8 protein-coding genes are annotated in these 12,020 nt (G+C 58.0%); all 8 read left to right on the top strand.

Annotation, left to right across the window (positions count from 1 at the left end):
• Positions 1-190 precede the first annotated feature (190 nt).
• Positions 191-1,273: a ShlB/FhaC/HecB family hemolysin secretion/activation protein gene (locus tag QZ534_RS01680; RefSeq protein WP_296931142.1), complete on the top strand. Its 1,083-nt coding sequence runs from the start codon at positions 191-193 to the stop codon at positions 1,271-1,273.
• A 103-nt stretch (positions 1,274-1,376) separates the two neighbouring features.
• Entirely contained in the window at positions 1,377-2,963 is a 1,587-nt protein-coding gene (locus tag QZ534_RS01675) for a glucan biosynthesis protein (RefSeq protein ID WP_296931141.1), read from the top strand.
• A 111-nt stretch (positions 2,964-3,074) separates the two neighbouring features.
• Complete coding sequence (locus QZ534_RS01670) at positions 3,075-3,755, top strand: GntR family transcriptional regulator (RefSeq protein ID WP_296930702.1); 681 nt, start codon at positions 3,075-3,077, stop codon at positions 3,753-3,755.
• A gap of 115 nt (positions 3,756-3,870) precedes the next feature.
• The gene (prpB, locus tag QZ534_RS01665; RefSeq protein WP_296930699.1) at positions 3,871-4,758 is read left to right on the top strand and encodes a methylisocitrate lyase; all 888 of its coding nucleotides are present in this window, start codon (positions 3,871-3,873) and stop codon (positions 4,756-4,758) included.
• 243 nt (positions 4,759-5,001) lie between these two features.
• A complete protein-coding gene (gene prpC, locus QZ534_RS01660) occupies positions 5,002-6,132 on the top strand; it encodes a 2-methylcitrate synthase (protein ID WP_296930696.1) in 1,131 nt (376 codons plus the stop codon).
• A gap of 247 nt (positions 6,133-6,379) precedes the next feature.
• A complete protein-coding gene (acnD, locus tag QZ534_RS01655; protein WP_296930694.1) occupies positions 6,380-8,977 on the top strand; it encodes a Fe/S-dependent 2-methylisocitrate dehydratase AcnD in 2,598 nt (865 codons plus the stop codon).
• 258 nt (positions 8,978-9,235) lie between these two features.
• Entirely contained in the window at positions 9,236-10,414 is a 1,179-nt protein-coding gene (gene prpF, locus QZ534_RS01650) for a 2-methylaconitate cis-trans isomerase PrpF (protein ID WP_296930691.1), read from the top strand.
• 33 nt (positions 10,415-10,447) lie between these two features.
• The gene (prpD, locus tag QZ534_RS01645; RefSeq protein WP_296930688.1) at positions 10,448-11,932 is read left to right on the top strand and encodes a 2-methylcitrate dehydratase; all 1,485 of its coding nucleotides are present in this window, start codon (positions 10,448-10,450) and stop codon (positions 11,930-11,932) included.
• The last annotated feature ends 88 nt before the right edge of the window (positions 11,933-12,020 follow it).

The following is a 12,020-nucleotide window of genomic DNA, read 5'->3' as shown; positions in this document are numbered from 1 at the left end:
AAGTTATATGTCGAAATGCAGGGGGATGTGGAAAATTGTAAGTTTTAGCAAAGGGCTATGGCTTGAGGATTAACATTTTTTTAAAGTTCCGGGTGCCGAATTTTCATCTTCCGAGGCATCCGATTTGCGACCTCTGTGTCTTATTGCACTATTCTGGTGCGTGCCTGTTGGCGCGGCCTCCCTGCCAGACATGGTGTCGAGGCCTTTAACAACCATCGTTCAGTATTCGGACAGAATCCTGCGATCTGTTTCCAGCTACTTTGCGCCGCGCGTTCAATTCTCCGGCAGTTCCGACCATGACACAGAGCGGGCAAAGGGCCGGCTCAGTCTCTCCGGCAGCGATATACTATGGTCCAGTCACGATCTGGGGCTGGAGTTCCGGGATTCCGTCGCCCGACGGGACGGGGGCGAGTCTCGGTCGCTACGCTTTCGATATTCGCTCCCGCTGGCGGGCAGCAAATTGAAAATAATGGTCAACAATTCGGAGCATGCCGGTGTTGCGAGCAACGCCGGTCTCAGACACGATTCGCGCAAAAAATATCAGGGCGTGAAATTCTCCGCCAGCCGGCCATTCTGGTCCTGGCGGGGCATCAAAGTGGACAGTGTGTTCAGCCACTCCACGGGCAAGAAGCGCTCCTTTGAGGATTCGGAATGGGTTTCAGACTCATCCCACAGTTTGTCCAGTTTCGGGTTGCGATGCGGGGGCAAGCAGGAGCTGCTCGGCGGCTTTGTCGCAGGAACAGGGTTGACCGCCGTTGGTGGCACTGAGCACCACGAATCGGTCAGCCCGACAGCCCACTCCAATGAAAAGAGCCGGTTTCATAAACTGGCCGTGTCTGCCTCACTGCACCGCGGGTTTTATCGCTGGGACATGGAGGTGAATGGTCGTTACCAGTTCGCCCCTGAGGACCTTGCTTCGTCTGAGTATCTGAAGATTGCCGGTCCGTCCATGATGCGCGGGTTCAATGGCCAGTCATTTTCAGTCTCCGAAGGCGGCTGGGTCCGCCTCGATGCGCGTAGCCCGCGCTACGTCATTCCCTTCGTGGACGCAACCGTCTCCAACGTTGTGGTCTCGGTTCTGAGGGGGTGGTCGCCGTCATCAGGTACCAGCGAAGAAAATTTCGAGGCGAGTACTGGAGAAGTCGCGCTGCAGCTTCAGACACCCGGCTTCGAGGCCCGGATGAGTGTTGGTCGGATTCTCGATGTGTCCGGCGCTGGTATGGACAAACCGTCCAGACCGGATGTCTCGCTCTCCATGTCGATGGCGATTTGATCCTCGCCCCCGCCAATTTGCGCTAATTGCCTTTCCTCGTTCGTACATAGTCCACAGGTTCTCTATGTGGCACTCTTTTACTGGCGAAGGAGAGGCAATGACGATGGACAGGCGGTCGCTGATCAAGGCTCTGGCTGCACTCATGGGCGCGAGTGGCTTGCCTTTGGCAACCATAGCGAATGCAGCCGGGATTCAGCCGGTATCGGACACCAGGTCTCGGACTTTCAACTATGCATGGCTCAAGGGGAGAGCGCGTAGGTTGGCAACCGAGGCCTATGTGTCCCACAGAGGCGATTTGCCTCAATCTTTGAAAAACCTCTCCTGGGATGATTACCAGGCCATTGCTTTCCGCCAGGACCAGTCGCTCTGGCGTAACGAAGATACCGCTTTCCAGATCCAACTCTTCCACCTGGGGCTGTATTTCCAGCAACCCGTTAAAATCCATGAAGTCATTGATGGCAAGGCCGCCGAACTGGCCTATCGACAGGATCTGTTCCGGTATGGCGGAGACCAGCCCCTGGACGATCTGCCCGAAGACCTGGGCTACGCCGGGTTTCGGGTTCACTACCACAACAATTTTGCCCTGGACCTGGCCGCCTTTCTCGGCGCCAGCTATTTCCGGGCGGTGGGTTCCGAAATGCAGTATGGCCTGTCGGCCAGGGGGCTGGCCATTGATACCGGCATGAATCGGAAGGAAGAATTCCCTCGTTTCTCGGAGTTCTGGCTAGAGAAACCGACGCCGGGCAGCCAAACGCTGCGTGTATGGGCCTTGCTGGATTCCCCCAGCACCACCGGCGCCTACGCGTTTGTTCTTGACCCCGGGCGCAACATGGTCATGGATGTTGATGTGGCTCTGTATCCCAGAACCGAACTCACCCGGGCAGGCATCGCGCCGCTGACCAGCATGTACCAGGTGGGTGAAAATGACGATCGCATGGGCTACGACTGGCGCCCGGAAATACACGATTCCGACGGCCTGGCCATACGCAACGGCAGCGGCGAATGGTTGTGGCGACCACTGGTGAACCCCGCCAATCTCCGGTTTAACAGTTTCCAGGATAACAACCCGGTTGGCTTTGGCCTGTTGCAGCGCGACAGGAATTTCGACCACTACCAGGACGATGGCGTGTTCTACGACCGCCGGCCCAGCCTGTGGGTGGAGCCCCGCGGAGACTGGGGGCAGGGCAGTGTGGACCTGGTGGAGATCCCCACCGTGGATGAAACCTTCGATAACATCGTGGCCTTCTGGCATCCGGAAGAACCATTGCTGCCTGGGCAGGAATATCTCTACAGCTACCGCCTGCATTGGGGCGCGGAAGCGCCCTTGCGGCCCTATGAGCTGGCTACGGTGCAGGCAACCCGGACCGGACTGGGTGGTGTCGTGGGCCAGGAACGCACCTATTTTTCACGGCGATTTGCCGTTGATTTCGCTGGCGGTGCCCTGGAGATGCTCAGCAAGGACGCGGATGTGGAGCCGGTTATCAGTGTGAGCCGCGGAGAGGTTGAAATCACGTCTGCCAGGCCATTGTCTGCAATCGACGGCTACCGGGCCATGTTTGACCTGGTGCCGGATGAGTCGGTTGAGCCCATCAATATTCGCCTGTATCTCAGGCTGGGCGCCGAGGTGCTAACCGAAACCTGGCTTTATCAGTACACCCCGCCACCGGTCGCTGAGCGAAAGCTCTATTGATTAACTGGATCTATTGTAAACAATCAAGGGGTCAATTTAGCCAATATTGTTGACAATATGACCGCTCAGGCGTAGCTTTGCTCAAAATCAAACGGGTTTTGTTGACAAACTATGTCTGAGTTACTGTCTCCTACCTACACCCGCGCCGATGAGGCCTTCGATTGTCTGCAAACGGCAATCGTAAAAGGCGAACTGGCTCCGGGGGAAAAAATCGGTGAACTGGAGCTGTGTTCCCGGTTCGATCTCACCCGCGGCCCGCTTCGGGAAGCCCTGGGCCGCCTTGAGTCCCGCGGCCTTCTTGTGCGCCGGCCCCATGCCGGCGTCAAGGTAGTTTCCGTCAGCGCCTCCGAGCTGATGGAGCTCTACCGTATTCGCGAAGTCATGGAGGGACTGGCCGCCCGCCAGGCAGCCGAGCGCATGACCGACCAGGAAATCGCCGACCTCCAGGCGACCCTCGACAGCCACGAACAGATGATCGATGAAGCCCAGGGCCAGGCCTATTACCAGGCCGAAGGCGACTACGACTTCCACCACAGGATCGCCACCGGCAGCCGCAACACCAAACTGGCCCAGATGCTATTGGGTGATCTTTACTACATGGTGCGCATGTACCGTTACCGGCTAAGCACCTCCACCGGGCGCCCGAAACGGGCCCTCGGCGAACACCGACGAATCGTAGAAGCCATCGCCCAGCGCGACGGCGAACTGGCGGAGTTCCTGATGAAACGACACATCAACGCCGCCAGACAAAACATCGAAAAGAAAATCCAGGAAGGCGAAATCACCATCTAACGTAGGTCGGATTAGCCAAAGGCGTAATCCGACAAACCAGAATCAATACCCATAGGTCGGATTAGCAGCAGGCGTAATCCGACAACAAGAATCCAAAAGAGAAGAGGCCACCACCATGACCAACAAACTCAGCCCCGGCGCCCGCTTCCGCAAGGCGCTTAAAGAAAACCAGCCCCTGCAGATCGTCGGCACCATCAACGCCTATGCCGCCATGATGGCCGATAAAGTCGGCCACCAGGCCATCTACCTGTCCGGTGGCGGTGTCGCCAACGCCTCCTATGGCCTGCCGGATCTGGGCATGACCACCATGAACGATGTGGTCGAGGACGTTCGCCGTATTACCGCAGCCACCGACGTGCCGCTGCTGGTCGACATCGATACCGGCTGGGGTGGCGCCTTCAACATCGCCCGCACTATCCGCGAAATGGAACGTGCCGGTGCTGCCGCTGTCCACATTGAAGACCAGGTTGCCCAGAAGCGCTGTGGCCACCGTCCGAACAAGGAAATCGTATCCCAGGAAGAAATGGTCGACCGCATCAAGGCCGCCGTCGATGCCCGTGAAGACAAAGACTTCTTCATCATGGCCCGCACCGACGCGTTCCAGAAAGAAGGTCTCGAGGCCGCCATCGAACGCGCCAAGGCATGCATCGAAGCCGGCGCCGACGGCATCTTTGCCGAAGCGGTTACCGAACTCGAGCACTACAAGGCATTCTCTGAAGCCTTGGACGTGCCCATCTTGGCGAACATCACCGAATTCGGTGCCACACCGCTGTACAACCGCAAGGAACTGGCCGAAGCCGGCGCCGACATGGTCTTGTACCCGCTCAGCGCCTTCCGCGCCATGAACAAGGCCGCCCTGACCGTTTACCAGAACATTCTGGAGAAGGGCGACCAGAAAGACGTGGTAGACCTGATGCAGACCCGGATGGAGCTGTACGATTTCCTGAACTACCACGATTTTGAGCAGAAGCTGGACCAGCTGTTCCAGCAGAGCAAGGGTTAACGAGGTTTGTTGGATTACGCCTCCGGCTAATCCAACCTACAAGAATCAGGGAGCCTCAAACGTAGGTCGGATTAGGCGAAGCCGTAATCCGACAGGCCCCAAAACCAATCAAAACATTAGTGGTCGGATTAGCCAAAGGCGTAATCCGACAGAACCTCAGAACCGACCAAAACATAAGTAGGTCGGATTAGCCAAAGGCGTAATCCGACAGACGCCCAAACAAGTTAAAGATGGGAGACAACAATGGCTGAAGCAAAACAACTAAGCGGCGCAGGCCTCCGTGGCCAGGTAGCTGGCGAAACCGCCCTGTGTACCGTCGGCAAAAGCGGCGCCGGCCTGACCTACCGCGGCTACGACATTGCCGATCTGGCCGAGAAAGCCCAGTTTGAAGAAATCGCCTACCTGCTGCTGCGCGGTAAACTGCCGAACCGCCAGGAACTGGACGCCTACACCAAAAAACTCCAGAGCCTGCGCGGCCTGCCGGCTGCCCTGAAAACCGTGCTTGAGCAGATTCCCAAAGACGCCCACCCGATGGATGTGATGCGTACCGGCTGCTCCATGCTGGGCAACCTGGAAACCGAAGAAGATTTCAGCGAGCAGGACGACAAGATCGACCGCATGCTGGCAGTGTTCCCGTCCATCATTACCTACTGGTACCGCTTCGCCCACGAAGGCGTTCGGATCGAAACCGAGAGTAACGTGGACTCCATCGGCGGCCACTTCCTCCAGCTTCTGCACGGCAAGAAGCCCAGCGAGCTGCACGAGCGCGTGATGAATGTGTCGCTGATCCTGTACGCAGAGCACGAATTCAACGCCTCCACCTTCACCGCCCGCGTTTGCGCCTCCACACTGTCTGATATCCACAGCTGTGTGACCGGCGCCATCGGTTCATTGCGCGGACCTCTGCACGGCGGTGCCAACGAAGCGGCCATGGCTCTGATCCAGAAGTTCAAGACTCCGGAAGAGGCCGAAGAAGGCCTGATGGGCATGCTTGAGCGCAAGGAAAAGATCATGGGCTTCGGCCACGCGATCTACAAAGAGTCTGATCCGCGCAACGCCATCATCAAGCAGTGGTCCAAGAAGCTGGCTGAAGAAGTGGGCGATACCGTGCTGTACCCGGTATCCGAGCGCTGTGAAGCCGTTATGTGGCGCGAGAAGAAGTTGTTCTGTAACGCCGACTTCTTCCACGCCTCGGCCTACCACTTCATGGGCATTCCGACCGAACTTTTTACCCCGATCTTCGTGATGTCTCGGGTATCCGGCTGGGCCGCCCACGTGAAAGAGCAGCGTGCAAATAACCGCATCATCCGCCCAAGCGCCGATTACACCGGCCCGGCGGATTCGAAGTGGGTGCCAATCGACGAGCGGCCGTGAATTAACCAGCCCTGAGCGTCGGATTACGCCTTCGGCTAATCCGACCTACGGGTTAGCGCCATCATCCAAGTAGGTCGGTTTAGGCAAAGCCGTAATCCGACAAGTTTTCGCAGGTCGGATCAGCCCACGCCGTAATCCGACAATGCTTATGTAGGTCGGATTAGCCCATGCCGTAATCCGACAAAGTTTATGTAGGTCGGATTAGCCTACGGCGTAATCCGACAGAACCAGAATCAGGGTACCGCCCATGAACACCGAATACCGCAAACCGTTGCCAGGCACCGACCTGGACTACTTCGATACCCGCCAGGCCGTGGAAGACATCCAGGCCGGCGCGTACGAAAAGCTTCCTTACACCTCCAAGATCCTGGCGGAACAACTGGTTCGCCGTTGCGATCCGGAGATGCTCACGGGCTCACTCAAGCAACTGATCGAACGCAAGCGGGACCTGGATTTCCCCTGGTACCCGGCCCGCGTTGTGTGCCACGACATCCTGGGCCAGACTGCCCTGGTGGACCTTGCCGGCCTGCGTGATGCCATCGCCGAGAAGGGCGGTGACCCCGCCAAGGTCAACCCCGTCGTCCCGACCCAGTTGATCGTGGATCACTCCCTGGCCGTTGAGCACGCTGGCTTCGAGAAAGACGCGTTCGAGAAGAACCGCCAGATCGAGGATCGCCGTAACGACGACCGGTTCCACTTCATCAACTGGACAAAGACCGCGTTCAAGAACGTGGACGTGATTCCTCCCGGCAACGGCATCATGCACCAGATCAACCTGGAGAAGATGTCGCCGGTGGTTCAGAACCGCGATGGTGTTGCTTTCCCGGATACCTGTGTCGGTACCGACAGCCACACCCCCATGGTCGACGCCCTGGGAGTCATTTCCGTGGGTGTAGGTGGCCTGGAAGCCGAGAGCGTGATGCTGGGCCGTGCCTCCATGATGCGCCTGCCGGATATCGTTGGCGTGGAGCTGACTGGCAAACTCCAGCCGGGTATCACCGGTACCGATATGGTGCTGGCCATTACCGAGTTCCTGCGTAAAGAGCGCGTAGTTGGCGCCTACCTGGAGTTCTACGGTGAAGGCGCTGACAGCCTTACAGTGGGCGACCGTGCCACCATCTCCAACATGACCCCGGAATACGGCGCTACGGCCGCGATGTTTTACATCGACGGCCAGACCATCGACTATCTGAAACTGACCGGTCGTGAAGACGAGCAGGTCGCCCTGGTAGAGAAATACGCCAAGGAAACCGGTCTCTGGGCCGACAGCATGAAGAACGCCGAATACGAGCGCGTGCTGAAGTTCGACCTGTCCAAAGTGACCCGTACCCTGGCTGGCCCCTCCAACCCCCATGCCCACCTGCCGACATCCGAGCTGGCAGAACGCGGCATTGCCGGTGAGTGGGAGCAGGAAGAGGGCAAGATGCCGGATGGCGCCTGCATCATCGCCGCCATCACCAGCTGTACCAACACCAGCAACCCCCGCAACATGGTGGCGGCCGGCCTGATCGCCCGCAACGCCAACAAGCTGGGGCTGACCCGCAAGCCATGGGTGAAAACCTCCCTGGCGCCGGGTTCCAAAACGGTCAAGATGTACCTGGAAGAAGCCAAACTGCTGCCAGAACTCGAGCAGCTCGGCTTCGGTGTAGTCGCTTTCGCCTGCACCACCTGTAACGGCATGAGTGGCGCCCTGGATCCGAAAATCCAGCAGGAGATTATCGACCGGGACCTGTATTCCGTGGCGGTGCTCTCCGGTAACCGGAACTTCGACGGCCGGATTCACCCCTATGCCAAGCAGGCGTTCCTGGCGTCGCCGCCGCTGGTGGTTGCCTATGCGATCGCAGGCACCATCCGCTTCGACATCGAGAAAGATGCTCTGGGCTATGATAAGGACGGCAACCCCGTCACCCTGAAGGACATCTGGCCGGACGATGCGGAAATCGATGCCATCGTGAAATCCAGCGTGAAGCCGGAGCAGTTCCGCAGCACCTACATCCCGATGTTCGACATCACCCGGGATGCCCAGGCCAACACCAACCCGCTATATGAGTGGCGTCCGCAGAGCACCTACATCCGTCGCCCGCCCTACTGGGAAGGTGGCATGGTCGGTGAGAAAACCCTCAAGGGCATGCGCCCGCTGGCGGTGTTGCCGGACAACATCACCACCGACCATCTGTCGCCATCCAACGCCATCCTGATGAACAGCGCAGCTGGTGAATACCTGCACAAGATGGGTGTGCCCGAGGAAGACTTTAACTCCTACGCAACCCACCGGGGCGATCACCTGACGGCCCAGCGTGCCACCTTCGCCAACCCGAAACTGTTCAACGAAATGGTCCGGGACGAAAACGGCAACGTGAAGCAGGGTTCCCTGGCGCGGATCGAGCCGGAAGGCAAGGTCACCCGCATGTGGGAAGCCATCGAGACCTACATGGAGCGCAAGCAGCCGCTGATCATCATCGCCGGCGCCGACTACGGGCAGGGTTCTTCCCGTGACTGGGCCGCCAAAGGCGTCGCCCTGGCTGGTGTTGAAGCGATTGTGGCCGAAGGCTTCGAGCGGATTCACCGCACCAACCTGATCGGTATGGGCGTGATGCCCCTGCAGTTCGAGGAAGGCACCACCCGCAAGACGCTCGGCATCGACGGCACCGAAACCTACGACGTAGAAGGCACTCCGGCGCCCCGCGCTGAACTCACGCTGGTAATCCATCGGAAGAACGGTAGCACCGAACGCATTCCGGTAATCTGCCGCCTGGATACCGCTGAAGAAGTGTCTATCTACAGCGCAGGTGGTGTGTTGCAGCGGTTTGCGGAGGATTTCCTGCAATCCGAAGGGGCTGCGTAGCCTGACAAAATGTCGGATTACGGCCCTCTGGGCCTAATCCGACCTACGCCATAGCTATCGCCAAACCCGTAGGTCGGATTAGGCGAAGCCGTAATCCGACAATGAAACCGGCCCAAGTAGGTCGGATTAGCGCAGCGTAATCCGACAAAGCAACCGCCCCCCGTAGGTCGGATTAGCGCAGCATAATCCGACAAGAAACAAGGAGTCAGAAGAAAGCCTTCTTCTGACCCCGTCTTCACGGATACAGAGAGTAAAACCATGCCCCACGCTCCACAAATTCGCATCCCCGCCACCTACATGCGTGGCGGCACATCAAAAGGCGTCTTCTTCCGCCTGCAGGACCTTCCCGAACCTTGCCAGACTCCAGGCGAAGCCCGGGACAAACTCCTGTTGCGGGTGATCGGCAGCCCCGACCCTTACCAGAAGCAAATCGACGGTATGGGCGGAGCCACGTCGAGCACCAGCAAAACCGTCATCCTGGCCGACCCCACTCAGCCGGATCACGACGTCGACTACCTCTTCGGCCAGGTCTCCATCGACAAGCCGTTTGTCGACTGGAGCGGTAACTGCGGCAACCTCACCGCTGCTGTAGGCGCCTTCGCCATCAACAGCGGCTTCGTTGCCAGGGACAGGATTCCGGAGAACGGCACCTGCACCGTCCGTATCTGGCAGGCAAACATCAAGAAGACCATCGTCGCCCACGTGCCCATCACCAAAGGTGAAGTGCAGGAAACCGGCGATTTCGAGCTGGACGGCGTGACCTTCCCGGCGGCCGAAGTGCAGGTGGAATTCATGGACCCGGCCGATGGCGAAGGCTCCATGTTCCCCACCGGCAACCTGGTGGACGACCTCGATGTGCCAGGTGTAGGCACCCTGAAGGCCACCATGATCAATGCCGGCATCCCCACCATCTTCGTGAACGCGGAAGACATCGGGTACAAAGGCACCGAGCTGCAGGACGACATCAACTCCGATCCCGCAGCCCTGGCCCGATTCGAGACCATCCGGGCCCACGGAGCGGTAAAGATGGGGCTGATCCAGAACATCGAAGAAGCCGCCAATCGCCAGCACACGCCGAAAGTGGCCTTTGTGGCGAAGCCGATTGATTACGTTTCATCAAGCGGAAAAAGCATTGGAGCAGGGGACGTGGATGTACTGGTTCGTGCTTTGTCCATGGGCAAGCTTCACCACGCCATGATGGGTACGGCTGCAGTGGCCATTGCCACGGCATCGGCAGTTCCCGGAACCCTGGTGAATCTCGCTGCAGGCGGTGGCGACCGTACCCACGTGACCTTTGGGCATCCCTCTGGCACGTTGCGTGTGGGAGCCGAAGCGAAGGAAGTCGATGGTCAGTGGACCGCAACCAAAGCCATCATGAGCCGGAGTGCGCGGGTTTTGATGGAAGGTTGGGTGAGGGTGCCTGGCGATAGCTTCTGACGGAATCTATAGTGGTGGCAAGGAGGCTCCACTATGTCCGCAACATTTGATCTCAACGAACGTCCCGACTACGACGAAGTTCTGCAACAAATTGCGGACTACGTTCTCACCTATGAAATAACCAGTGAAGAAGCCTGGAGCACCGCCCGCTATTGCCTGATGGACACCCTGGGATGTGGCCTTCTGGCTCTGCGCTTTCCCGAATGTACCAAACACCTCGGCCCAATCGTCGAAGGTACAATGGTCCCTAACGGTGCCCGTGTGCCCGGAACGCCATTCCGCTTGGATCCGGTGAAGGCCGCTTGGGACATCGGTTGCATCGTTCGCTGGCTTGACTATAACGACACATGGCTGGCGGCTGAATGGGGGCATCCATCAGACAACTTGGGCGCTATCCTGGCTGTTGCAGACCACCTTTCGCAGAAACGGGTCGCTGAGGGCAAAGAACCGTTAACCATGCGAACTGTACTGGAAGCCATGATCATGGCTCATGAAATTCAGGGCGTTCTGGCGCTGGAAAATTCTTTTAATCGCGTTGGGCTAGACCATGTGGTGCTTGTTAAAGTGGCGTCAACGGCGGTGGCGTGTCGGTTAATGGGCGCGGACCGAGAGCAGCTGCTTTCTGCGCTGTCCCATGCCTGGGTAGATGGGCAATCCCTCAGGACCTACCGCCATGCCCCCAACGCCGGTTCGCGGAAGTCCTGGGCAGCGGGTGATGCCACGTCACGGGCGGTCCGGCTGGCAAATATCGCAATGCGAGGTGAAATGGGAGTTCCGGGAGTCCTGACAGCGCCCCAATGGGGTTTTTACGACGTCCTGTTCAGTAAAACCAATAAAGATCAGAAGCTCAAACCCGAGGATAAGCGCCAATTCTCGCTCCCACAGGATTTCGGATCCTACGTGATGGAAAATATCCTGTTCAAGATATCTTTCCCGGCAGAATTTCATGCTCAAACTGCGGCAGAAGCAGCTGTTATTTTGCATCCGGAAGTTAAAGACCGGCTGAACGAGATAAGTAAGATCGTGGTCACGACTCATGAATCTGCAATCCGAATCATTTCCAAGGTCGGGAAGCTCGCAAACGCCGCAGATCGTGATCATTGCCTGCAATATATGACTGCCGTGCCACTTGCCTTTGGTAGCCTCACCGCAGAGCATTATGAAGACGGTTTCCATCTGGCCAACCCGATAATCGATGAACTTCGAGACAAAATGGAAGTTATAGAGGACGAGAGGTATACCCGCGAATATCTGGAACCGGAAAAACGCTCCATCGCTAACGCCATTCAGGTGTTTTTCAATGATGGTTCGAACACGGACAAGATTGCTGTCGAATATCCGATAGGTCATCGTCGTCGCCGGAAGGAGGGTATGCCGCTTCTGGAAGAAAAATTCGTTGCCAACCTTGCAACCCGCTTCCCCGCAAGGCGATGTAACGCTATCTTCAATCTATGTCAGGAGCAGAAAACCCTGGAGAATACTCCGATCCAGGAGTTCGTGGAGTTGTTTGTCATCTGAGTAGGGAAGCGTGCCAAAACGTACCGACATCCAAAGCATCCTGATCCTGGGCGCCGGCCCCATCGTGATCGGGCAGGCGTGCGAGTTT

The sequence above is a fragment of the uncultured Marinobacter sp. genome, from assembly GCF_913055835.1.
Lineage (GTDB): Bacteria > Pseudomonadota > Gammaproteobacteria > Pseudomonadales > Oleiphilaceae > Marinobacter.
Note: the sequence above shows the minus strand (reverse complement) of the source record. Positions and strands in the feature narration are given on the sequence as shown.

Excerpts from the sequence above, each read along its gene's own strand:
- QZ534_RS01675 (WP_296931141.1), top strand. The coding sequence starts at position 1,377 with ATGGACAGGCGGTCGCTGATCAAGGCTCTGGCTGCACTCATGGGCGCG.
- prpF (WP_296930691.1), top strand. The coding sequence starts at position 9,236 with ATGCCCCACGCTCCACAAATTCGCATCCCCGCCACCTACATGCGTGGC.
- QZ534_RS01680 (WP_296931142.1), top strand. The coding sequence starts at position 191 with ATGGTGTCGAGGCCTTTAACAACCATCGTTCAGTATTCGGACAGAATC.
- prpD (WP_296930688.1), top strand. The coding sequence starts at position 10,448 with ATGTCCGCAACATTTGATCTCAACGAACGTCCCGACTACGACGAAGTT.
- QZ534_RS01670 (WP_296930702.1), top strand. The coding sequence starts at position 3,075 with ATGTCTGAGTTACTGTCTCCTACCTACACCCGCGCCGATGAGGCCTTC.
- prpB (WP_296930699.1), top strand. The coding sequence starts at position 3,871 with ATGACCAACAAACTCAGCCCCGGCGCCCGCTTCCGCAAGGCGCTTAAA.
- acnD (WP_296930694.1), top strand. The coding sequence starts at position 6,380 with ATGAACACCGAATACCGCAAACCGTTGCCAGGCACCGACCTGGACTAC.
- prpC (WP_296930696.1), top strand. The coding sequence starts at position 5,002 with ATGGCTGAAGCAAAACAACTAAGCGGCGCAGGCCTCCGTGGCCAGGTA.